This is a genomic window from Domibacillus antri (genome assembly GCF_001936625.1).
GTDB classification, from domain to species: Bacteria; Bacillota; Bacilli; order Bacillales; family Domibacillaceae; genus Domibacillus; species Domibacillus antri.
The window spans coordinates 226,191-249,818 of the sequence record NZ_MSDU01000008.1; the positions used below are offsets into that span (position 1 = coordinate 226,191).

The window sequence follows — 23,628 nt, forward strand, 5'->3', positions numbered from 1 at the left end:
TTACAAAAAAAAATCATTACAATGTATTTATCTTGAATTGAATTGATCGTGTGACTACAATATAGAAGGCTTGATTTCTAACAGAACAGAAAGGAATAGAATCTAAATGTCTATTTTCAAGCAGTTTATAAAAAGTTTGTTTTCACCAAAACATATTGCCGCCTTTCGCATGCAGGGTATTGGAAAAACGATTAATTACCTTTTTTTCCTCGCACTCCTTATGTGCGTACCAATGATTGTTTACATGTTTTTATATGTAATATCTGGCAGTGAGTCAGCCAAAGGAATTGTAGAAGCAGAATTACCGGTTCTGGCATTAAAAGGAGACATCATGCCGGTCGTATTCGTCACTTACTATTTGTTGGTTTCCTTCATATTGTTTGTAAAAGTGTCTATTTTTGGGGGTACCGGTCTCTTAATCGCCCGTATATTGAAAAAGCGGGCAGAATACAGACACACATTCAGAATGGCAGCCTACGCTGTGACCCTGCCGGCCATCATCACGATCATACTGGAGCTTGCAGGCTGGACACTGCCTTCAGGCTATTTGCTTGACTGGCTGATTACCGGAGCTATGCTGTATGCGGCTGTCCGCTATTTACCTGGAGCGCCAAAGTAAACGCAACGGTTGTCTGAACGGGCATCCCTCTGATAAAATGAAAACAGATAGTAGATTAACATTAAAGGAGCGAATCACCATTGAGTGAAATCACCCACCGCACGAAAACCCGTCCGGTCAAAGTCGGCAGCTTGACGATTGGCGGCAATAACGAGGTCGTCATTCAAAGTATGACCACAACAAAAACACACGATGTAGAAGCAACTGTGGCGGAAATTAACCGTCTTGAAGAAGCAGGCTGTCAAATTGTCCGCGTTGCCTGCCCGGATGAGCGTGCTGCTGATGCGCTGGTTGAAATTAAAAGCCGCATTAACATCCCTCTCGTTGCTGATATTCATTTTGACTATAAACTGGCATTAAAAGCGATTGAAGCGGGTGTCGATAAAATACGGATTAATCCCGGAAACATTGGCCGCCGTGAAAAAGTAGAAGCTGTTGTCAACGCGGCAAAAGCAAAGGGAGTCCCGATCCGGATTGGTGTCAACGCCGGCAGTCTGGAACGCAAAATTTTAGAAAAATACGGCTATCCGACTGCGGACGGCATGGTCGAAAGCGCGCTTCACCATATTAAAATTTTGGAAGACCTTGATTTCCATGACATCATTGTTTCCATGAAAGCGTCCGATGTGAATCTGGCCATTGAAGCATATGAAAAAGCAGCGAAAGCGTTCGACTACCCTCTTCATCTCGGTATTACGGAATCGGGTACATTATTCGCCGGAACCGTGAAAAGTGCGGCCGGTCTTGGGGCGATTTTAAGCAAAGGAATCGGGAACACGCTTCGTATTTCATTGAGTGCGGACCCGGTTGAAGAAGTGAAGGTTGCCCGTGAGCTGTTAAAATCATTCGGCCTTGCTGCCAATGCTGCAACACTTATTTCATGTCCGACTTGCGGCCGCATTGAAATTGATTTAATTGCAATTGCAAACGAAGTGGAAGAATACATTTCAACCATCAAAGCGCCGATTAAAGTCGCTGTGCTCGGATGCGCCGTAAACGGTCCGGGTGAAGCACGTGAAGCGGACATCGGCATTGCCGGTGCCCGCGGAGAAGGTCTTTTGTTCCGTAAAGGAAAAACCGTCCGGAAAGTGCCGGAAGAAACAATGGTCGAAGAATTAAAGAAAGAAATCGACTTGATTGCGGAAGAACATTACCGTAAACAAGCGCTTGCTGTTGAACAGTGAGACCGCTGAAAGAAAAGCGTTTTGGCATTGATATTGATGGAACGGTAACGTGTCCGGCCAGCCTCGTTCCCTTTATCAATGAGGCTTTTTCGTTAAATATTACCTTACAGGATATTACAAAATATGATTTGGCTGAAGCGCTGAACATTTCTCCCGACAAGATGCGTATCTGGTTCGATGCAACAGAGCCTGATATTTATTCGTCTTCTCCTCTGGCGGAAGGTGCTGCTGCCATTTTATCGAAATGGCAGCAGCAGTTCCATTTATTGTTTATCAGCGCCCGCCGCAGACACTTACTGGAAATTACCGAAACTTGGTTTCAAGAGAAAAAAATCACTTATGATCATTTGGAGCTGATTGGTTCCCACAATAAAATAGAAGCGGCGAAACGGAATAAAGTCGACATTTTTTTTGAGGATAAACATGACAATGCCGTCATGCTTGCAGAAGAGCTGCGCATACCGGTTATTTTGTTTAATACCCCCTATAACCAGGATCCAATTCCGGAAAACGTCATTCGCGTCGATGATTGGTATGAAGCAGATGCCTGCGTTCAGCAGTGGATCAAGACGAATGAAATTACCCCCTTGCCCGCATATAAAAAAGCGTGATCAACAATTTGATCACGCTTTTTCTATACATTCCCTGCATTGTCCATATACTTCAAATTTATGACCGGAAATCTCACAGCCGGACAGCTCGTCCATCTCATTCATCGGGCACATATGAATTTCTTTCGTTTTTCCGCAGGCCAGACAAATAAAATGATGATGATGATGATTGTGTGAGCAGGCAAAGCGGAAATGACGCTCCCCTGACAACTCTGTTTCTTCTAATATATCCATTTCCGTAAACAAGGCTAAATTACGGTAAATGGTATCAAAGCTTAACCCCGGGTAATCTTCTTTCATTTCTTCAAGCACATCTTTCGCCGTTAAGTATTTATCGTGACGGGCAAAGAGCGAAAGCATGTCTTCTCTTTTTCCTGTTTGTTTATAGCCTTTTTCTTTCAATAATTCTATGGCTTTTGTCATATTCATGATGCAGTCTCCTTCCGTTTAGTTCCTTTCTTTTTTCCATAGAATAACGGCAAGCAGCATGATAATGGATGTGACGACAATAGTTCCCCCTGGTGCTAGATCAAGATAAAAGGCACTGAAAAGTCCGACCAGGACGGCGGTTTCCCCAAACAGCACGGACAGCCAGATCGTCTGTTTAAATCCTTTGGCGATTCTGATTGCGGCCGCTACCGGAAGTGTCATTAGGGAAGAGACCAGCAGGACACCGACAATACGCATCGATACCGCTATAACAAGAGCTGTTAAAATAATAAACGCAAAATGAACGGCACCCGCTGGAATGCCGGACGCTTTTGCATATTCCTCGTCGAACGACAAAATAAACAGTTCTTTGTATAAAAAAAAGATGGTAACAAGGACAATAAGGCTGATCGTTATGACGGCATACAAGTCTCCCCTGCTTACTGCGCTGACACTGCCGAACAAATAACTGAATAAATCGGTATTAAAACCATCAGCCAGCGAAATAAAAATGACACCGACCCCAATCCCGCCTGACATCATAATCGGAATTGCCAGCTCCTGATAATGTTTATACACGCTTCTCAGCCGTTCAATTAAAAGGGAACCTCCGACTGAGAACAGCATTCCGAAATAAAGAGGATTGACTGCTGCAAACGCGGGTACAGCCTGTCCAAGGTATAGTCCCGCCGCAATTCCTGACAGCGTCACATGACTGAGTGCATCCGCGATCAGCGAAAGACGGCGGACGACAATAAACGCACCGAGAAGCGGAGCAATCACCCCAATAATGGCTCCGGCTAAAAAAGCATTTTGTAAAAATTCATATTGAAAAATTGCTTCAATCATACTGATTTTCCCTTCAATGATCGTGATGATGATCAAGAAGCCGGATCCCGTGCCCGTATAAATGGGACAGCTCCTGCTCATCCAGCTGAATAAACTGCTTCATGCTGCCGTGAAAGTGCAAATATTTATTTAAACAGGCAACATGGGTGACTTTGTCTGTAATCGTGCCAATATCATGCGTTACAAGCAATAATGTCATCCCCAGTTCTTCATTTAAGTACGTGAGCATATGATAAAACGACTCGACATTTTGGCTGTCTACCCCGACTGTCGGCTCATCCAAAATTAAAATGGACGGATTGGAGACGATCGCCCTTGCAATAAACACCCGCTGCTGCTGTCCGCCGGATAAATCGCCAATGTTACGATTTAAATAAGGCTCCATACCGACGGCTTTTACCGCTTTTACAACCGCTTCTTTTTCATTTTGACCAGGACGCCGGAATAGGCCGACTTTTTTGGCTAACCCCCCCATAACGACTTCAAAAACGGTCGCTGGAAAGCCTATATTAAAGGAATTTGCTTTTTGAGAAACGAACCCGATTCGATCCCAGTCTTTGAACTTTTGCTGCGGGATGCCAAATAACTGAACTTCCCCTTCCTTTACTTTTAAAAGTCCGAGAATAATTTTTAAAAGCGTTGATTTCCCAGACCCATTTGGACCAACGAGACCGACAAACGCTCCCTGCGGCACCGACAAGTGGATGTCCTCGAGAACATTTTCGCGGTCATACTTGAAATTCACATCGCGAATATCGATGACGGTCTTTTGTTCCATTTCATGTGACTCCTTTAACAGTAAGAATGATTACGATTTAAATATGATTCATTATACAGGATGACGGCCATCAAGTAAATGAAACTGATTAAAGAAAGGAGAATGGGAATGCAGCCTCTTCATGATTTAGTGAACAAGCGCGTGCAAAACATCACAAAAAAAGAACTGCTTGAACAGGCCGCCCGATTTCATGTCAGCGTTAATGATGAGCAGGCGGATGAATTCATTCACTGGCTTTCCACCCATCAAGTAGATTTATTTTCAGAACAAAAACGGACAGAGTTGTTCCAAACGGCTGAGCGTATTCTCGGCAAGCGAGAAGCGGCCGTTCTGGAAGACATCCTCCGTCCATATAAACATTTCCTTAAATTGTAATGCCTGCTTGTACTTTGTCCCGCACGCCTTCATCAAATGTTTTCGCTTTTAACATGGCGATTTCATGAAGGTAAGGCGGTTTTTTTGTGTTTTTATCTTCACCGATGTACGGTGTTTCTAATATTTTCGGTATGTTTGTGAGCTGCGGATGGTGCACGATATAATTCAGTGCATCAAAGCCAATATGACCGAATCCAATGTTTTCATGCCGATCCTTCGCTGCTCCGCGTTCATTTTTGCTGTCATTAATATGAAGTACTTTTAACCGGTCAAGTCCGATAATACGGTCAAACTGATCCAGCACACCATCAAAGTCTTCTTTTACATCATACCCGGCATCATGAGTGTGACATGTGTCAAAACAGACGGATAATTTGTCATTTTGGTCAACCATATCGATAATCATCGCAATTTCTTCAAATTTGCGGCCGCATTCTGTTCCTTTGCCCGCCATCGTTTCAAGCGCAATTTGCACAGTTTGATCACGCATCAATACTTCATTCAGGCCTTCTGCAATTTTTTTTAAGCCGGCTTCTGTTCCTGCTCCGACATGTGCACCCGGGTGAAGAACAATTTGCTTTGCCCCAATCGCTGTCGAACGTTCAATTTCCATCCGCAAAAAATCAACGCCAAGCTGAAACGTTTCCGGCTTTGTTGTATTGCCAAGATTAATAATATACGGGGCGTGAACAACGATTTCATCAATGCCGTTCGCCTCCATATGACGAAGCCCCGCTTCAATATTTAAATCTTCAATCGGTTTACGGCGTGTATTTTGAGGTGCGCCTGTATACACCATAAATGTAGTTGCGCCATATGAAAGGGCTTCTTCACTTGCTGCCAGCAGCATTTTTTTGCCGCTCATTGAGACATGTGATCCAATTTTCAACATAAGAAAAACTCCCTGTTACTTTTTATTGCGGGCATCAATGCGGCGCTGACGTTTTTCAATCTTGGCCACTTCCGCTTTACGCTTTTTCTTATAGCCCGGTTTTACTTTTTGTGGACGGCTCGTAACAGCCCTTACCTTCGGGTTCACGACGCTGTCTTTCTTCTCCCGTTTTTTCCGGCGGTTCCGGTCGGCTGTTTCCACAACTTCTCCATTTCGAACATCGCCGTTGCTGAATACAATATCCCGTTTTTCAAGCCTTGCCAGTGAATCCTCATCGGAAGGCGTATACACAGTTGCGCAAATCCCCGATGCTCCTGCACGCGCTGTCCGCCCGGCTCTATGAATATAAAAATCAAGATCAGATGGCAGCTCATAATTGATCACGTGGCTGACGCCTTCAATATCAATCCCCCGTGCGGCAAGATCCGTCGCGACGATGTAGCGGTACTCCAAATCATGAATTTGCTTCATCATCTTTTTGCGCTCACGAGGCGGCAAATCGCCGTGAATACGGCCGGTTTTCAAGCCTTTTTCCGTCAGTTTATCTGCCACTTCATCCGCTTTTTGCTTCGTGTTTGTGAACACAACAGCCAGATACGGGTTAAACGCCTCTAATAAATCATGTACAACATCGATTTTGTCACGGCTTTTCGCGGCAATGAGCAAGTGATTAATATTCGCCGCCGAGACGCGTTTCGGTTCAATGTGTACGTATTCCGGATTTTCCATATATTTTTTCAAGAAAGGCTTCAGCTTTTCCGGAATTGTCGCCGAGAAAACGAACATGCCCAGCTTTTCCGGCATACCTGCCGCAATGCGGTCCACATCATTAATAAAACCCATATCGAGCATTAAATCCGCTTCATCAACAACAAGCATGCCGGCTTTATGAACGGAAACGGCATTGTCATGAATCAAATCCGCGATGCGGCCAGGTGTCCCAACCATAATATGCGGCGGTGTTTTCAAACGCTCAATGTCCCGTTTTTTATCTGTACCGCCGACAAAATGGCGTACAGCAATGTCCTCTTCTGATTCTTTTGCGATTTTTTGGAATGCCAGATAAATTTGCGTGGCCAGCTCACGGGTCGGTGCTGTAATGACGGCCTGTACTTCTTTTTTGCTCACATCAATCCGGTTCAAAATAGGCAGCACGTAGGAATGAGTTTTTCCCGTTCCTGTCTGTGACTGGCCGATGGCGCTTTCCCCTTTTAAAATAAGCGGGATCATATTTCGCTGAATTGGTGTCGGCTCTGTGAAACGGAGCGCCTTGATTCCTTTATAAATAAACGGTTTTAATCCGTATTGTTCAAATGTATGGTTTGCCACTGGGCTTCTCCACCCTTTCATGTTCGATAGTTTATGCACGTTATGATGATATACTAAATGAAGCGATAAAGCAAAGAGTCCTTCCCTTCACCGTCACGTCCACTTCGGAATATGATAGAGAAAAAGGAAAGGGTGACTGTTTTGCTGTATCGACATGCTCCAAACATAAGCCGGCGCTTTCATTACCCATATCCTCCTGCTCAGCCGTTTCCGACGAACCCACGGATACCATCATCTATATCAAAGTCAGGAAATTGGATTGAGCAAGCACGTCAGGTGATGGCTGCAGCCGAGCAGATGAGACCGCTGATTGACCAGTATGGACCATACGTGAAAAATTTACCTGCTATGTGGAAACTTTACCGGGCCGTTCAATCCGCTCCAGACCCTGATGATACTTCCCCGCGGGAGCCCGTGAAAGAGGAAGCAAAAAAGGAAATAAAACAAGAAGTGAAAACAGAAATAAAAAAAACATCCGAGTCAATACCATGGTTCCCGGGGCGTATCAGTTGAATACTTTGTTTTCACGGCTTCCTCCTTTATAATAGACATGAGAAAAACGAGGAGGCCTATTATACATGGAAATTATTAAAATTTCACCGCGCGGTTACTGTTACGGTGTCGTTGATGCAATGGTCATTGCCCGGAACGCCGCTCTCGATAAAACACTCCCGCGGCCGATATATATTCTCGGTATGATCGTCCATAATAAACATGTAACCGATGCATTTGAAGCAGAAGGCATCATTACACTGGACGGGAAAAACCGGAAAGAAATTATTGAACAGGTGAACGAAGGGACCATTATTTATACAGCGCATGGCGTATCGCCTGAAGTACGGGAAATCGCACGCCAAAAAAATTTAACAACCATTGATGCGACATGCCCTGATGTAACCGTAACCCACGATTTAATCCGAACGAAAAAAACGGAAGGCTATCAAGTAATTTATATCGGTAAAAAAGGACACCCGGAACCGGAAGGCGCTGTCGGAGTCGCACCGGATATCGTTCATCTTGTTGAAAATACAGAAGATGTAGCCTCATTAACATTGGAGTCTGACCGTATTATCGTAACAAACCAGACAACGATGAGTCAGTGGGATGTCATGGATATCATGGAAGCGATCCAGAAAAAATACCCTCACGCTGAAATGCATAAAGAGATTTGTTTGGCGACGCAGGTAAGGCAGGAAGCCGTTGCCGAGCAAGCTGGTGATGCGGACGTCTTAATCGTTGTCGGCGATCCAAAAAGCAACAATTCGAACCGTTTGGCGCAAGTATCGATTGAAATCGCCGGTACAACGGCGTACCGGGTATCCGATGTCTCTGAAATTCAAATTGACTGGCTGAAAAACGCAAAAACAGCCGCGGTGACCGCCGGCGCATCTACACCAACGCCTATCGTTAAAGAAGTGATTCAATTTTTAGAGGCGTTTGATCCGGAAGACGAATCGACATGGGTGTGGGAACGGAAAGTACCGCTTGAGAAAATTTTGCCCAAAGTAAAAAAATCAACATTAACTTCCCGTTAAAAAAGCAGATCCGGCCGGATCTGCTTTTTCTTAAATAAATTGAAAAGGGTCGGTTTGGACAGCTGAGGCAATGAAGGAAACCTCATATTTTTGTGCAGTGGCTTTTTCGTTCAAAACAGCGGCTGTTGCTTTTTTCATGATTTTCTCGACGTTATGTCCCGGATCCACTACAGCGAGTCCTTCCGTATCTGCATCATGTGCAGTGTGATAATAAAAATCGCCGGTCACATATACATCCGCTCCAGCTCGAAGCGCATCCGGCCAATATTTATTTCCGTCACCGCCGAGCACCGCCACTTTTTGGACGGAACGATTCAAATCACCAACAACGCGGACACCGCCCGATTCTAGTCTCTCTTTCGCATGGCGGGCAAATTGTTCAAGTGTCATCGCTTCCGGCAAATAGCCGATCCGGCCAAGCCCAAGCGATTCCCCTTTATTGTGAAGTGGATACATGTCATAGGCCACCTCTTCATATGGATGTGATTTAAACATGGCTCCCAGCACCTTTTTTTCTAAACGGGCCGGATAAATCGTTTCGATCCGCTCTTCTGAAACGGTTTCCAGCACTCCGGATTGACCGATAAACGGAGCCGCTCCTTCTTCCGGCTGAAAACGGCCTGTGCCTGATTGTGAAAATGAACAGTGACTGTAACGGCCGATAAACCCGGCACCCGCTTTTCCAAGCGCATTCCGGACCGCTTCAGCATGATCAGCCGGTACAAAGACAACCAGCTTCCGTAAATCTTCACGATATGTCGGGACCAGCACATCTGTTTTTTCAAGACCGAGCGCACCGGCCAGCATGTCATTCACACCTCCTTTTGCCACATCAAAATTTGTATGCGCCGCATACACCGCAATATCATGTTTAATGAGCTTTTCAATGAGGCGCCCTGCCGGCTGGTCGGTTACTAATGCACGAAGCGGCCGATAAATGATGGGGTGGTGGGCGATAATTAAGTCGATTTTTTCCGCAACCGCTTCATCGACGACACTTTCAAGTACATCGAGCGCAATCATGACACGCTTACATGGTTTATTTAAGCGGCCGACCTGCAAACCGACTTTATCCCCCTCCATCGCATATGCTTTTGGCGAGAATTGCTCAAACATCTGAATGACTTCATGACCGTTCGGTGTTTTCACTGTTTATCACGTCCTTTATCCATTGCTGTTTTTGCATCAATTCCTTTTTCTTGCGGGCAGTTCCTTCACTGTCTCTCGCATCGGACAGCTGGCGCAGCACGTAATTTATTTGTTCAAATTCCCGCTGCCATTTTAAGCGGAAGGCATGATTTTGCCGCTTTATTAAGATAGGGCCGAAATAGATTTCTTTTTCTGTCAGCTTCCTGTTGGAACCGTAAACGGCACTAATCACCTCATAAAGCTGGCCATCTTCTTCTAAAATGGCTTCATCTTCGATCGCCCAGCCATTTTCATCAAGCCATGAACGGACCGAGTGAGCGGCGATATTGGGCTGCAGCACAAGCTTCTTAACGCCCGGAAGCTTCTCTACCCCGTCTGCTAAAATAGATGAAATAAGCGGACCACCCATGCCGGCAATGGTAATGCATTCCACTTCCCCGGGTTCCAGCACTTCAAGACCGCTGCCCTTCCTCACATCAATATGCCCTGACAGCCCTTCAGAGGCCACCTGACGTTTTGCAGACTGAAATGGTCCCTCTACTACTTCGCCGGCTATTGCGCGCGTCACGATTCCTTTTTTGACGGCATAGCAGGGCAAATACGCATGGTCAGAGCCAATATCGGCAAATGTAACGGCCGGATGAATAAATGAAGCGACTGTTTCCAACCGCTCAGATAATTGATTGCTGTTCATAAATGTTCACCGCTTTTTTATAAATTCCTGTTCATTTTACCACAATAAACGCAAAAAAGAGGCCTTTGTGTAAGGCAAAGACCTCTTTTTGTTGATTATTTAATTTCAGCTACCCATGCAGCCATTGCTTCCGCATTTTCAGCCGGAACAAGACCCGGTGGCATTCCGCCTTTACCGTTTACAAGAATGTCCTGAATTTCTTCAGGAGAAAGCTTTTCGCCAACCCCTACAAGAGAAGGACCGGCACCGCCTTCATAGCTGCTGCCGTGACAGCCGATGCATGAAGACTGATAGTGGCCTTCAGGATCGAATTCTCCCCCAGCAGCAGTTTCTCCGCCTTCTTCAGCCTGTTTTTCTTCTTCTGCCATTTCTTTAGCGTTGTCCAGCCCGTCAAGTGACAGGAAGAACATCAAGCCGATGCCGAATACCATGATCAGCAGGAATGGAATAATCGGATTACGATTCATTTTTTTACCTCCCTTTATGTATACATTCAAACCTAAAAGTACAAACACCTATTATTTTACTTGAAAAACACATTCGCGAAAAGGCTTACGAATAAGATTTTTTTCGTCTGTCGTAATTTAGACACAATTTATCCTTGGATTATGAAGGAAAGAATGACGATAAAACCGAGGAAAGCTGAAATCGTAAAATAAAGAAGACGAAGTTTCATTCCTGTATAAAGCCAGAGAAGACAGTTAAAAAATAACAGTCCGTATAACGTGAACACATTTCCGTTAAAAAATTGGGTGTTCAGTTCCAGTGACAAGAGGAGAAGCATAACCGAAGCACCCATAAATAACAATGGTGCCAGTATTTTTTTACGGGAAAAATAGATCGCTGTCAGCAGAAGGAATCCGACAAAACTTGTCAAAATCACTGTTTGCAAAATGAAAGACAATTCCGTAAAATAAAGAACAAATACAGCAATAGGCAGGAGCAAAATGGCAAGAGATGCTGCTGTCAGATGAATACGCCGGCGTCTCGCACGCCACCCTGACTCTGTAAATTCTTCTCCTTGCGTATAAAGAGCAAGTAAGTAGTCGCAATAATGCGGCGGCAGCATATGATTCTCTTTCCAGACTAATATTTCATGAATGATGATTTCCTTTTTCTCTTTCTTCATCTTGCGTCACACCTCAATTAATTAATATTCGTGACGAATGAACAATATCCTTTTTTTGAACATAAAAATAAGCCGGGAGAAAGCCCGGCCTGCTCTTTTATTCAAGAAAATCTTTCAGCCGTTTACTGCGGCTCGGATGACGCAGTTTGCGTAGTGCTTTTGCTTCAATCTGACGGATCCGTTCGCGCGTTACACCAAATACTTTACCTACTTCTTCCAGTGTTCGTGTCCGTCCATCGTCTAAACCAAAGCGAAGACGAAGTACGTTTTCTTCACGGTCTGTCAATGTGTCCAGTACATCTTCGAGCTGTTCTTTTAGCAGCTCATATGCAGCATGTTCAGACGGCGATGTTGCTTCCTGATCTTCAATGAAGTCGCCGAGATGAGAATCATCCTCTTCGCCGATAGGCGTTTCAAGTGAAACCGGCTCTTGGGCAATTTTTAGAATTTCCCTTACTTTTTCCGGCGTTAGATCCATTTCTTCAGCGATTTCTTCCGGTGCCGGCTCACGTCCTAAATCTTGAAGAAGCTGCCGCTGTACACGAATCAGCTTATTGATGGTTTCCACCATATGAACAGGAATACGAATTGTCCGTGCCTGATCGGCAATGGCCCGTGTAATGGCCTGACGAATCCACCACGTTGCGTACGTACTGAACTTGAACCCTTTACGGTAATCAAACTTTTCAACCGCTTTAATTAATCCCATGTTGCCTTCCTGAATTAAATCAAGGAACAGCATGCCGCGGCCGACATACCGTTTCGCGATGCTGACAACAAGGCGCAGATTCGCTTCAGCGAGACGCCGCTTAGCTTCTTCATCGCCTTCTTCAATGCGATGGGCAAGTTCAATTTCTTCCTGAGCGGACAATAAATCGACGCGGCCGATTTCTTTTAAATACATTCGGACCGGATCATTAATTTTTACACCTGGGGGTACACTTAAGTCGTTTAAGTCGAACTCTTCATTTTCTTTCTCAAGCTCTTGTATATTCGGATCGTCTTCACTGCCATCCTCTTCATCAACAAGATCAATGCCCTGTTCGGTCAGCGATTCGTAAAATTCATCAATTTGCCCGGAGTCCACTTCAAATGAAGCCAGCTTATCCGCCACATAATTATATGTCAGTTCACCGCGCTTTTTACCTGTTTCAATAATCAGTTCTTTTGCTTTATCAAGTGTCAATTCAGTTTCTTTGGAACGTGTTGACTTTTCAGTCATGAGTCCCCCTCCTTCCAACATCCTGGCCGTAACATTTAACGGGAAAGCGATTTTTCAAGCGCAATAATATCCTTCAAAATACGTGCGGCACCAACGTAATCATGCCGCTTTTCAGCTTCATCACGCTCTCTTTTTTTCTCTTCAATCTGAAAGCGGCTGCGCTGTTTATTAATTTCTTTTACATAATCAAGCAGTTCCTCTTCACTTGGTTCCTCATTTACAGTCATCAGGCTGATGTCCACGGCCAGACGGCGCAATTGATCGTCCTGTAAAACCATCAAAAAAGAGGCCGTGTCAGGGTGCTCAGCTTTTTCGTAATACCCTAAAAGGTACGTATAAAGCGCCTGATGCTCATCAATGGTAAACGGCTCTCCATCCATCATCAACCGGACACGATCTGCGATGTCAGGACTTTGCAGCATATGGGCAATCAGCCTTCGTTCCGCTGTTTCATGGCGCGGATATTGCCTTACAGGCCTAGCCTTCTGAACGAGGGCATGTTTATTTAGATCTTTACGTTCGGGCTGGTCCGTTCTCTTTTTCAGAAAGAACGCTTTTTCCTGCTCCTGTAACGCTTGAAGCGACAATGAAAACTCGCTGGCAAGACGGCGTAAATAATGATCGCGCTCCACAGCTTTTTTTAAACCGGCGATTTCATTAAGCACATCCTCAATATAGCGAAACTTCTGCGCTTCATCACGCAAATTTTTTCCGCGCTTCAAATATTCCATTTTAAACGCCATTAACGTGAGCGATGCATCTTTTACATAAGCTGTAAAGGAGTCAGATCCATTCCGCTTGATAAACTCATCCGGATCAAGACCGTCCGGAAGCAGCGTCACATGAACGGTAATTCCTTGTTTATCCAGCATATCAGCCGCTTTGAAAGCTGCATTTACACCGGCCTGATCTCCGTCATAGCATATCACCGCTTCCTTTGCCGTCCTCTTTAACAGGTAAATGTGCTCTTCTGTCAGTGACGTTCCCATCACGGCAACAGATTGATCAAAGCCGGCCCGGACTGCAGCAATAACATCCGCAAATCCTTCAAACAAAATAAACTGTTTTTGCCGCTTAATGGCTGTTTTTGCCGCATGGAAATGATACAGAAGACGGCTTTTATGAAAAATAGGCGTCTCCGGTGAATTCAAATACTTGGGCTGGTCATTACCGAGACTACGGCCCGAAAAACCGACAACCTGCCCTTTTTCATCATGCAGCGGAAACATAATACGCCCGCGAAACCGATCATAGTACCGGCCGGTTTCTTCATTTTTCAACAAAAGTCCGGCCTCTTCCATCCGGGCCGGGTCAAAGCCGCGTTTTTGCAATACATTCAGGCTGAATTCATGCTGCGGCAGCGACCAGCCAATTTGAAAGCGGTCGATGTCGTCCTCTGTAAACCCGCGTTCATGCAAATAACGAAGGGCCTCACTGCCTTCATCGGTATTCAACAATAAATGCCGGTAAAACTTCGCCATCAGCGTATGCGCCTCGAGAAAATCGGCATATTCATTCGTTTTGGGCGACTGAAGGTTTTCTGAAGCGGTAATGTCAATCGCCACGCCTGCGCGGTCCGCAAGCCTGGAAGCTGCTTCAACAAATGAAATTTGATCAATTTCCATTAAAAAAGTAAACGCGTTTCCTCCTGCGCCACACCCGAAGCAATGATAAATCTGCTTTTCAGGCGAGACAGAAAAAGAAGGCGAATTTTCTCCATGAAAAGGACAGAGACCAAAATAGTTGCGGCCCTGTTTTTTTAGCTGTACATAATCGCCAACTACATCGGCAATGTCAACTCCTCGTTTAATCAGCTGAATCGTTTCTTCAGGAATCCTTGCTGCCATGGTTTTATCACCAGCTGTAAAATCGTATTTTGTATTTATTCTACACGCTCGATTAGAATCCTTCTTTCAAAAGAAAGTTCATGTAAATTTCGTGCGAAAATGGTCGCTTTCAAAATCGAGTTCGCACAGTTAGTTTATTCTTTTGAAGGGGTATCTAAACCTTTTTCGCTCACATTTTTATCACAATTTTTTATTATAGAACATTTTTATCAAAATGAAAAGTACATAATCGGGTGATTATGTACTTTTTCGGCTGCGATACATGCTCATGATAATATTGGCTGTTTCCTCCACCGCTTTATTTGTTACATCAATGACATCACAGCCGATACGGTCTGTAATATCTTCAAAATATGTCAGTTCTTTATTGATCCGCTCCAAATCAGCATAGCTTGCGTTGTCATCAAGCCCGAGCGAAATGAGCCGTTCACGGCGAATTTGATTTAATTTATCCGGACGGATTTTAAGCCCGATACATTTCTCTTTCGGCACGGAAAATAACTCCTCCGGCGGGTCCACTTCCGGAACTATAGGCACATTTGCCACTTTGACCCTTTTATGAGCCAGAAATTGTGACAATGGCGTTTTCGATGTACGTGAAACTCCAATTAAAATGATGTCTGCTTTCAATAAACCGCGCGGGTCGCGTCCATCATCATATTTAACGGCAAACTCAATCGCGTCCACTTTTTTGAAATACTCTTCATCAAGGCGGCGGACAAGTCCCGGTTCAAACAAAGGTTCCATTGAATACATGGATTCAAGCTGATCCATCAGCGGGCCGATTAAATCGAACACTTTAATATTTTCCGCTTCCGCAGCCTGCACCATATAGCGGCGGATTTCGGGTTTCACAAGCGTATACACGACAATGCCCTGATCTTCTTTTGCCAGGCTGACGACTTCATCAATGTGTGATGAATCTTCTACGTAAGGAAACCGTTTAATGACCGCATGGGGGCCGCTAAACTGGCTGAGTGCTGCTTTCGTTACTAGTTCAGCTGTTTCACCAACCGAATCGGATACAATATAAATAATGGGATCATTCACTTATTTTATGCCGCCTTCCTGTTAATGTTCATCATCTGTTAATGAGACAAACGCTCTTGCAATCGTCGTTTTCGTCACACGGCCGGTCACTTCATAGCCTTTTTGTGTCTTTTTGACGACCGGCACACAGTCGATCTGCTTTTCCAATAAATTTTTCGCGACATCCAATAAAAGATCGTCTCGTTCGCACACCGCAATATTCGGCATACGCGTCATAATGATATTGACCGGCAATGTATTTAAATCCTGCTGGCCAATGCTGGCGCGTAGTAAATCTTTCCGCGATAAAACACCCGATAAACAGACGGAATCGTCGACCACAAAAAGTGTACCGACATCTTCCAGAAACATTGTCACGATTGCGTCGTAAACGGTTGACTGCTCTTTTACGACAACAGGGACTGCCTGGAAATCACGCACGTACAGCTTCATTAAATTTTCTGTAAGCAGCTGCGTGCCCGACTTTCCTGTATAAAAATAGCCCACGCGCGGACGCGCATCCAGAAACCCCGCCATCGTTAAAATAGCCAGGTCCGGACGCAGTGTTGCGCGGGTTAAATGGAGTTGTTCCGCAATATTTTCGCCGGTAATCGGTCCATTCTTTTTGACGATTTCCAGTATTTTTTCCTGCCGTTTATTGAGCTCGATTGTCCTCACCATCCCGTCAAAATAAATCCCATTTTCAATGTGTTATATGATTTATTCATTATTATATACTATTTCAGCAAAATGCACACCGGGTTGTGAAGGAAAGACGTTTATTTTACCATGACGGCTGGTACGTCAGCGAATTCAAGAATGTAAGCAGCGAGACGGCTCATGAAAGCAAGACGGTTTTGCTTCACTTTTTCATCTTCCGCCATGACCATTGTGTTTTCAAAATATTGTTCAATCATTGGTTTTAATCTGGCAAGCAATTCGTAGCGGGCATTCATGGAATCAACCTGCTGCCATGCCGATTCAAGAGCTGCATATGCACTGTACAGCTGCTTTTCTGCTTCATTTTCAAAAAGTGCGGGATCCACATCGCGGTTTCCTTCCGCTTTTTTGGAAATGTTCACAACGCGGCTGAGCGCTTCCATCGTTTCTTTAAAACCGGCATCCTCTTTATGTTTCATTAAAACAGACGCTGCTTCGTCTGTTTCTTTGAGTGTACCGCTGTTTTTCGCAAGAACGGCATCAATGATATCATAGCGGATGCCTTTTTCCTGCAAAATGTGTTTCACACGAAGCGCAAAAAACGCGGTCAATTCCTCATGTAAAGTGTCTGCCTCTTTGCCGCCAATGTTATCCTTCAGTACCTCTTCTACCGCCACTTGAATGACATCGGCTAGCGGTACGTTCCATTCATGTTCCATCATGGTTTGAACAACACCTGCTGCCTGCCGGCGAAGCGCATAAGGATCCTGTGAACCCGTTGGAATAATTCCGACGGCAAAACACGCCGTAATCGTATCCAGCTTGTCCGCCAGACTGACGAGCGCACCCGTTTCGGTGGATGGCACCGTATCCTCTGCAAAGCGCGGCTTGTAATGTTCGTTCACCGCTACCGCTACTTCTTCTTTTTCTCCTTTTTGACGGGCATATTTTTCACCCATCACCCCTTGCAGTTCAGGGAATTCGTATACCATTAGTGTCACAAGGTCAAATTTGCAAATTTGTGCGGCACGGTCTGTTGATGCCTTCACATCCTCTGACGCATTTGTTAAAACCCCAAGTGCCGATGCTATACGGCGAATGCGGGCTACTTTTTCAGAAAGCGTACCGATTTTTTCATGATAAACGATTTTTTCCAATTTTTTCAATAGGTCATCAATGTCCGCTTTTTGATCTTCTTTATAAAAGAAATCTGCATCCGCAAGACGGGCGCGCAATACTTTTTCGTTACCACGGGCTACTTTGACCATTGCGTGATTGTTTCCATTGCGCACCGTAACAAAGTATGGAAGCAGTGTACCTTCCGCGTTTTTGACCGGGAAGTAGCGCTGATGTTCTTTCATCGATGTGATTAAAACCTCTTCCGGCAGCGCAAGAAACTCTTCATTAAATGAACCTGCCAAGGCCGTCGGATATTCAACCAGATTATTGACTTCTTCCAGCAGCGATTCATCAACCGGAATGATCCAGCTGTTTTCTTGTTCCAGGGTTTTCAGGCCTTCTAAAATCATGCTGCGCCGCTCGTCCGGACTTGCAATAACGAACTGCTTCTTTAATGTTTCCTGATACGAAGAAGCATCTGCCACGCTGGCCGTTGTTCCAAGGAAGCGGTGGCCTTTTGTTTCATTCCCTGACTGTACACCAGCCATTTCAAAAGGAATCACTTCTTTGCCAAACAAAGCAATGACCCATTTAATTGGACGGACATAACGGATCTCACTGCTGCCCCAGCGCATGTTTTTGCCGAATGTCAGACTTAACGCCACATCTTTTAACGCCGGCAAAAGCTCTGCCGTTTGACGTCCCTTCACAAATTTATTGACATGGGCATATTCCACGCCGTTTACTTCTTTAAAGAAAATATCGTCTACCGACATGCCCTGCCCTTTTGCAAAACCGATGGCCGCTTTTGACCATTCTCCATCTTCAGACTGCGCAATTTTTTTCGCCGGGCCTTTCGCTTCTTCATTTACATCCGCCTGTGCTTCCGCCGCATCTTTTACAATGACAGCAAGACGGCGCGGTGTAGAGTACAGCTGCACATCTCCATGCTCAATATTTTGTTCCGTTAAAAATTTACGTACTTTCTCACCAAGCTGATTCATAGACTGTGTCACAAAACGAGCCGGCATTTCTTCCAATCCGATTTCGAGTAAGATGTCCTGTTTAATCATGAGTTTCGTCTCCTTTCCGGTTCAAAATCGGGAAGCCTAATTTTTCCCGCTCATCATAAAATGTTTTGGCGACCTGGCGGGCAAGATTGCGCATCCGTCCAATATAAGCGGTACGCTCTGTAACGGAAATGGCCCCGCGCGCATCAAGTACATTAAAAACATGCGAACATTTCAGTACATAATCGTATGCCGGATGAACGAGTCCCTCATCCATTTGGCGTTTTGCTTCTTTTTCATAAACGCCGAATAAGTTAAATAACATATCCGGATCAGACGTTTTAAATGTGTATGTGGAATGTTCAAATTCCGGCTGATAAAAAATATCATGAACGGTAAACCCGTTTGTCCATTCGAGTTCAAACACGTTTTCTTTATCTTGAATATACGAAGCAAGGCGCTCGATCCCATAGGTAATCTCAACGGATACTGGCTTGCATTCGAGACCGCCCACCTGCTGGAAATACGTAAACTGCGTAATTTCCATACCGTCAAGCCAAACTTCCCAGCCAAGCCCCGCACAGCCAAGGGATGGATTTTCCCAGTTGTCTTCGACGAAGCGGATGTCGTGTTCAAGCGGATCAATGCCGAGTGCTTTTAGTGAATCAAGATACAGTTCCTGAATGTTATCAGGCGAAGGCTTCATGATAACCTGGAACTGATGATGCTGATACAGACGGTTCGGGTTTTCACCGTAGCGTCCATCTGCCGGACGACGGCTCGGCTCTACGTACGCCACATTCCACGGTTCCGGTCCAATCGCCCGCAAAAATGTATACGGACTCATCGTCCCTGCCCCTTTTTCAACATCATACGCCTGCATTAAAATACAGCCCTGATCCGACCAGTGCTTTTGCAGCGTTAAAATCATTTCTTGAATATTCATCTCTGTTTCCTCCTTTTTTCTGCAGCAAAAAACCCGTCCCTATGTACAATAATGTCCTTGTACATAGGGACGGGTCATATATACCCGCGGTTCCACCCTACTTGCCTGAAAACCGGCCTCTTTTTTCCGCTATCCGCTCCGGAGTGCCTTTCCGCGCTTTTCTTTTCCCCGGCTTCCACTATCCCGGGTTCGCTTAAAAAGAATGTATCGCGTACTTCTTTCCATCATCGCAGCTGTTATTTCATTTCGTATGTTAAAAAAGTATAGTAAAAATGATTTTTTGTCAATCATCATTCCTTTGTTCTTTCCCATTAAAAGCATGATCAAATTGCTCCATTTGTTCCAAAAAACGGCGTGATTTCAAATAAAGCCCAACGTATTCATCATAGTACATGGAAATGGCTGCGCGCAGTTCTTTTTTTGTCGCTTCTTTTACATCGATTTTGCCGAGACGTTCAAGGTCAAAAAAATAAAATAACCGCAGCAGGCGAATGGCGGCCGGAGTAAGCGGCAAAAAGTGCGGGTCCCGTTCAAAACAGCGGTGGCAGATCAGTCCATTTTCCCGAATCGAAAAACCAAATTTCCCTTCTGTTTCACCGCAAACTGCGCAGGCAGACATTTCCGGATGCATTCCAGCCTGCGAGAGCATTTTCATTTCAAAAATATTTGTTACAATTGCAGGGTCGACTCCTTCATTTATGTAATCGAGACTTTTTTGCAGCAAATGAAATAAATGAGGATTCGCCTCGCCATCTTCGGTTGTTTTGTCGGTCAATTCAACGATATACGCAGCATATGCTGTTTTCGTTAAGTCCTCCCGAATACGGCGCATGGACGAAAATGCTTCCCCTTGCTGCATAGTGCCAAGGCCTCGGCCGCCCTGGATAAGAAAAAAACCATGTGTAAACGGCTGGGTTACTCCGGACAACCGGCTGTTTGTTTTTTTCGCGCCTCTTGCAACAGCGGCTTTTTTGCCTTTTTCATGTGTAAACATCGTCACGATTTTATTTGTTTCACCATAATCGTTTGTCCGGAGCACAATGCCTTCCACTTTTTCAAGCATGACCTCAACCCCTTATGAAGCGCCTTAATACTCGTCTTCTTTAAAGCCGAAGTCGCGTAAATTTGACGCTTTATTACGCCAGTCTTTCTGCACCTTCACCCACAGCTCAAGAAATACTTTAGAGCCTAAAAGGTTTTCAATATCATGGCGCGACCGTTTACCGACTTCTTTTAACAAAGCGCCTCCTCGTCCAATGACAATCCCTTTTTGGGAATCACGTTCAACGACGATCGTCGCCATGACATCAACCATCTCTTTGTCGTCGCGTTTCGCAATTTTATCAATGACAACTGCAATCGAATGCGGCACTTCTTCGCGCGTTAAATGAAGCACTTTTTCACGAATTAATTCCGATACGATAAACCGTTCCGGATGATCGGTTACCTGATCAGCCGGGTAATATTGCGGCCCTTCCGGCATCTGCTCTTCAATTTGATGAATAAGGCGGTCCACGTTGCTGCCTTCGAGTGCTGAGATCGGCACAATTTCCGCAAATTCAAGAAAATCTTTATACTGGTCAATCAATTCCATCAGTTTATCCGGATGAATGCAGTCAATTTTATTGATGACGAGAAAAATCGGCGTTTGAATGCCTTTCAATTTTTCTATAATAAATTCGTCCCCGCGGCCGAATCCTTCTTCTGCATTGATCATAAACAAGACAAGATCGACTTCTTTTAATGTGTTCGTTGCGGTTTTCATCATAAAATCGCCCAGCTTATGCTTTGGCTTATGAATACCCGGCGTATCGATAAAAATCATTTGAGACGTATCTGTTGTGTATACACCCTGCACTTTGTTGCGGGTTGTTTGCGGTTTATCGCTCATAATGGCAATTTTTTGCCCGATCACACGATTTAAAAACGTAGATTTGCCGACATTTGGCCGGCCGATAATCGAAATAAATCCTGATTTATATGCTGTATTACCCATTCAAATCCTCCGGTGAGAAAGCGCCAGGGAGCAGTTCCGCTACGGTGAGCGTCTGCACGTCGCCTTCTAAATTAGTTAAAATAACGGTCATATCAGGCGGACAGAGCTCTGAGATCACCTGACGGCACGCACCGCACGGAGGTACCGGCCGTTTCGTATCGGCCACTACCGCAATGGCGGCGTATTCTGATGCTCCTTCTGACCACGCTTTAAAAATGGCCGTCCGCTCTGCACAGTTGACCACACTGTACGCCGCATTTTCGATATTGCAGCCGCCAAAAACACGGCCATCTTTTGTTAACAGTGCCGCGCCGACTTTAAATGTTGAATATGGAACGTAGGCACGTTCCCGCGCTTTTTTTGCTTCTTCAATTAATCGCTGCTGATCCATATCAATCACCTCATTTATAATTTCGGAATAAAAATGATCATTCCAATGATGACAGCTGCACAGGCGAATAAAAGCACGGCTCCCGCCGCGAGATCTTTTGCCATGCCCGCAAGCGGCTTGTATTCTTCCGTAACGAGATCCACCGTTTTTTCAATCGCTGTGTTGACTGTTTCGAGTGCCAGCATTCCCGCTATGACAAGAATAAGTATGCACCATTCCATGCGCGAGAGCGATAAAATAAAACCGGCTGCCGATACGATGGCACCGGCAGCGAGATGAATACGCATATTCGGCTCCCGAAAAGCCATTTTCAATCCGTTTCCGGCAAACCGGAATGAAGCCGTGAGCCTTCGTGCGCTGTATGTCCGCTTATCTTTCAAGTCCGAACGCATCAAGAATCTCTTTTTGCCGGCCAAACATTTCTTTTTCATCTTCTTCTGTCATATGGTCATAACCAAGCAGATGAAGAAATCCGTGCACTGTTAAAAAACCGAGCTCTCTTTCAAAGGAGTGTCCATAGTCTTCCGCCTGTTCCTTTGCCCGTTCGACCGAAATAATAATATCTCCAAGTACACGGGGCATATCCGCACCGGTAATCGCTACCTCATCTTCGCCCATTTCTTCGAGCGCGAATGAGATGACGTCCGTCGGTGCATCTTTATCACGGTATTCCCGGTTAATTTCTTGTATGCGGTCATTTGTTACAAACGTTACCGAGACTTCACTGCCGTCCGGAATGCTTTCCTTTTCCGCCGCAAACTGGAGGAGATCTTCTGACAGCTTGGCCGCATCTTCCGGCAGGCTGTTTGTTTCATCAAGAAAATCAACGTCGAGTGCCATTCGTGTCGTCTCCTTTTTCCGCTTTTTCATACGCATTAATGACTTTCGCCACGAGCGGGTGACGGACAACATCGCTTTGGTTCAAATAAACAAACGAAATGCCGCTTGTATTTTCTAATATCCGTTCAGCCGAAACAAGTCCGGATACCGCCCCTTTCGGCAAATCAATCTGCGTCCGGTCGCCCGTAATCACCATCTTAGAGCCAAATCCGAGACGGGTTAAAAACATTTTCATTTGCGCATTTGTCGTATTTTGGGCTTCATCCAGAATGACGAACGCATCGTCAAGTGTCCGGCCGCGCATGTACGCAAGGGGAGCAATTTCGATTGTACCGCGTTCAATCATCCGGTCCGTATGCTCTGCGCCAAGAACATCATGAAGTGCATCGTAAAGGGGACGCAAATAAGGGTCCACTTTTTCCTTTAAGTCACCTGGCAAAAAACCGAGGCTTTCTCCCGCTTCCACTGCCGGCCGCGTTAAAATAATGCGTTTTACACGGCTGTTTTTCAGCGCACGGACGGCCATCACAACCGCCAAATACGTTTTTCCGGTTCCGGCAGGACCAATTCCGAAAACGAGATCTTTACTGCGAATCGCTTCGATGTAGTCACGCTGTCCAAGCGTTTTAATACGGATCGATTTGCCCTTCGCATTTTTTGTAATTTCTTCTTCGTATAATTCATCAAGATATTCAATCGTGCCGTTCTTCGCCATTTGTACAGCGTTGATGACATCTCGTTCACTAATGTTAATTTGCTTGCGAATGACAGCAAGCAGCTGTTCGACCACTATGCGGGCCTTTTCCACATTTTCTGCCAATCCGCTCAAGTGGACGGCGTCACCGCGCGTGACGATGGAAACATGAAATTCTTCTTCCATAATCGTTAAATTACGGTCGGATACGCCAAACAATAAAACCGCTTCGTTTTGGTCGCCAAGTGCGACGGCTGCTGTCTTCATTTCTTCCTGCATTCACTGATTCTCCTTAGCTGCC

The 23,628-nt window shown here is 45.1% G+C and carries 27 protein-coding genes; 6 read left to right on the forward strand and 21 right to left on the reverse strand.

The annotated features are described in order from the left end of the window. Positions 1-106 precede the first annotated feature (106 nt). From BTO30_RS05255 to BTO30_RS05265, 3 genes are all read left to right on the forward strand, one after another. Positions 107-619: a DUF1189 family protein gene (locus tag BTO30_RS05255; RefSeq protein WP_075397663.1), complete on the forward strand. Its 513-nt coding sequence runs from the start codon at positions 107-109 to the stop codon at positions 617-619. 80 nt (positions 620-699) lie between these two features. After that, positions 700-1,803, forward strand: a complete 1,104-nt coding sequence (gene ispG, locus BTO30_RS05260) for a flavodoxin-dependent (E)-4-hydroxy-3-methylbut-2-enyl-diphosphate synthase (RefSeq protein ID WP_075397664.1) — start codon at positions 700-702, stop codon at positions 1,801-1,803. Continuing rightward, complete coding sequence (locus BTO30_RS05265) at positions 1,800-2,414, forward strand: 5' nucleotidase, NT5C type (RefSeq protein ID WP_083632308.1); 615 nt, start codon at positions 1,800-1,802, stop codon at positions 2,412-2,414. Before ispG ends, BTO30_RS05265 begins: the two co-directional genes overlap by 4 nt. Positions 2,415-2,426: 12 nt before the next feature. Here the strand turns inward: BTO30_RS05265 and BTO30_RS05270 are convergent, their stop codons facing one another. Genes BTO30_RS05270 through BTO30_RS05280 form a run of 3 tightly spaced genes read right to left on the reverse strand, consistent with a single transcriptional unit; the run spans position 2,427 to position 4,470 of the window. Beyond that, complete coding sequence (locus tag BTO30_RS05270) at positions 2,427-2,843, reverse strand: Fur family transcriptional regulator (protein ID WP_075397665.1); 417 nt, start codon at positions 2,841-2,843, stop codon at positions 2,427-2,429. Between the two features lie 18 nt (positions 2,844-2,861). Then, positions 2,862-3,692, reverse strand: coding sequence for a metal ABC transporter permease (locus tag BTO30_RS05275; protein WP_075397818.1), 831 nt, complete (start codon positions 3,690-3,692; stop codon positions 2,862-2,864). 13 nt (positions 3,693-3,705) lie between these two features. After that, positions 3,706-4,470 (reverse strand): metal ABC transporter ATP-binding protein, encoded by a 765-nt coding sequence (locus BTO30_RS05280; RefSeq protein WP_075397666.1) that lies wholly within the window; start codon positions 4,468-4,470, stop codon positions 3,706-3,708. 108 nt (positions 4,471-4,578) lie between these two features. Between BTO30_RS05280 and BTO30_RS05285 the strand changes: the two genes are divergently transcribed. Then, complete coding sequence (locus tag BTO30_RS05285; protein ID WP_075397667.1) at positions 4,579-4,845, forward strand: DUF2624 family protein; 267 nt, start codon at positions 4,579-4,581, stop codon at positions 4,843-4,845. Here the strand turns inward: BTO30_RS05285 and BTO30_RS05290 are convergent. Then, positions 4,835-5,737 (reverse strand): deoxyribonuclease IV, encoded by a 903-nt coding sequence (locus BTO30_RS05290; protein WP_075397668.1) that lies wholly within the window; start codon positions 5,735-5,737, stop codon positions 4,835-4,837. The genes BTO30_RS05285 and BTO30_RS05290 overlap by 11 nt on opposite strands. Positions 5,738-5,752: 15 nt before the next feature. Continuing rightward, positions 5,753-7,066 (reverse strand): DEAD/DEAH box helicase, encoded by a 1,314-nt coding sequence (locus BTO30_RS05295; RefSeq protein ID WP_083632310.1) that lies wholly within the window; start codon positions 7,064-7,066, stop codon positions 5,753-5,755. Positions 7,067-7,177: 111 nt separating this feature from the next. On the opposite strand from BTO30_RS05295, the gene vrrA reads away from it, so the two are divergent. After that, positions 7,178-7,579, forward strand: coding sequence for a VrrA/YqfQ family protein (gene vrrA / locus BTO30_RS17845; protein ID WP_083632311.1), 402 nt, complete (start codon positions 7,178-7,180; stop codon positions 7,577-7,579). Between the two features lie 65 nt (positions 7,580-7,644). After that, entirely contained in the window at positions 7,645-8,601 is a 957-nt protein-coding gene (locus BTO30_RS05305) for a 4-hydroxy-3-methylbut-2-enyl diphosphate reductase (protein ID WP_075397671.1), read from the forward strand. A 30-nt stretch (positions 8,602-8,631) separates the two neighbouring features. Here BTO30_RS05305 and BTO30_RS05310 read toward each other — a convergent pair whose 3' ends face one another. The 16 genes from BTO30_RS05310 to BTO30_RS05390 form a co-directional block, all read right to left on the reverse strand. After that, positions 8,632-9,750 (reverse strand): Nif3-like dinuclear metal center hexameric protein, encoded by a 1,119-nt coding sequence (locus tag BTO30_RS05310; RefSeq protein ID WP_075397672.1) that lies wholly within the window; start codon positions 9,748-9,750, stop codon positions 8,632-8,634. Then, positions 9,728-10,444: a tRNA (adenine(22)-N(1))-methyltransferase gene (locus BTO30_RS05315; RefSeq protein ID WP_075397673.1), complete on the reverse strand. Its 717-nt coding sequence runs from the start codon at positions 10,442-10,444 to the stop codon at positions 9,728-9,730. The genes BTO30_RS05310 and BTO30_RS05315 overlap by 23 nt, the downstream gene beginning before the upstream one ends. 95 nt (positions 10,445-10,539) lie before the next feature. After that, positions 10,540-10,911, reverse strand: coding sequence for a cytochrome c550 (gene cccA / locus BTO30_RS05320; RefSeq protein WP_075397674.1), 372 nt, complete (start codon positions 10,909-10,911; stop codon positions 10,540-10,542). Positions 10,912-11,039: 128 nt separating this feature from the next. After that, positions 11,040-11,573, reverse strand: coding sequence for a hypothetical protein (locus BTO30_RS05325; RefSeq protein WP_075397675.1), 534 nt, complete (start codon positions 11,571-11,573; stop codon positions 11,040-11,042). Between the two features lie 97 nt (positions 11,574-11,670). Next, complete coding sequence (gene rpoD / locus BTO30_RS05330) at positions 11,671-12,795, reverse strand: RNA polymerase sigma factor RpoD (RefSeq protein ID WP_075397676.1); 1,125 nt, start codon at positions 12,793-12,795, stop codon at positions 11,671-11,673. Positions 12,796-12,830: 35 nt separating this feature from the next. After that, positions 12,831-14,642 (reverse strand): DNA primase, encoded by a 1,812-nt coding sequence (gene dnaG / locus BTO30_RS05335; protein ID WP_075397677.1) that lies wholly within the window; start codon positions 14,640-14,642, stop codon positions 12,831-12,833. Between the two features lie 237 nt (positions 14,643-14,879). Beyond that, complete coding sequence (locus tag BTO30_RS05340; protein ID WP_075397678.1) at positions 14,880-15,692, reverse strand: pyruvate, water dikinase regulatory protein; 813 nt, start codon at positions 15,690-15,692, stop codon at positions 14,880-14,882. A gap of 21 nt (positions 15,693-15,713) precedes the next feature. Then, on the reverse strand, positions 15,714-16,352 hold the full coding sequence (ccpN, locus tag BTO30_RS05345) for a transcriptional regulator CcpN (RefSeq protein ID WP_075397679.1): 639 nt from the start codon (positions 16,350-16,352) through the stop codon (positions 15,714-15,716). 98 nt (positions 16,353-16,450) lie between these two features. Continuing rightward, positions 16,451-18,523 carry a glycine--tRNA ligase subunit beta gene (gene glyS / locus BTO30_RS05350; protein ID WP_075397680.1) on the reverse strand — a complete coding sequence of 691 codons (2,073 nt, stop codon included), beginning with the start codon at positions 18,521-18,523 and terminating at the stop codon, positions 16,451-16,453. Further along, positions 18,516-19,406 carry a glycine--tRNA ligase subunit alpha gene (glyQ, locus tag BTO30_RS05355; RefSeq protein ID WP_075397681.1) on the reverse strand — a complete coding sequence of 297 codons (891 nt, stop codon included), beginning with the start codon at positions 19,404-19,406 and terminating at the stop codon, positions 18,516-18,518. The genes glyS and glyQ overlap by 8 nt, the downstream gene beginning before the upstream one ends. A gap of 283 nt (positions 19,407-19,689) precedes the next feature. Continuing rightward, on the reverse strand, positions 19,690-20,469 hold the full coding sequence (recO, locus tag BTO30_RS05365; RefSeq protein WP_075397683.1) for a DNA repair protein RecO: 780 nt from the start codon (positions 20,467-20,469) through the stop codon (positions 19,690-19,692). Between the two features lie 24 nt (positions 20,470-20,493). Then, positions 20,494-21,402: a GTPase Era gene (era, locus tag BTO30_RS05370; RefSeq protein WP_075397684.1), complete on the reverse strand. Its 909-nt coding sequence runs from the start codon at positions 21,400-21,402 to the stop codon at positions 20,494-20,496. Further along, on the reverse strand, positions 21,395-21,793 hold the full coding sequence (locus BTO30_RS05375; RefSeq protein WP_075397685.1) for a cytidine deaminase: 399 nt from the start codon (positions 21,791-21,793) through the stop codon (positions 21,395-21,397). The genes era and BTO30_RS05375 overlap by 8 nt, the downstream gene beginning before the upstream one ends. Positions 21,794-21,807: 14 nt before the next feature. Beyond that, entirely contained in the window at positions 21,808-22,185 is a 378-nt protein-coding gene (locus BTO30_RS05380; RefSeq protein WP_075397686.1) for a diacylglycerol kinase family protein, read from the reverse strand. After that, positions 22,163-22,633: an rRNA maturation RNase YbeY gene (ybeY, locus tag BTO30_RS05385; protein ID WP_075397687.1), complete on the reverse strand. Its 471-nt coding sequence runs from the start codon at positions 22,631-22,633 to the stop codon at positions 22,163-22,165. The genes BTO30_RS05380 and ybeY overlap by 23 nt, the downstream gene beginning before the upstream one ends. Beyond that, positions 22,617-23,606, reverse strand: coding sequence for a PhoH family protein (locus BTO30_RS05390; protein ID WP_075397688.1), 990 nt, complete (start codon positions 23,604-23,606; stop codon positions 22,617-22,619). Before BTO30_RS05390 ends, ybeY begins: the two co-directional genes overlap by 17 nt. Between the last annotated feature and the right edge of the window lie 22 nt (positions 23,607-23,628).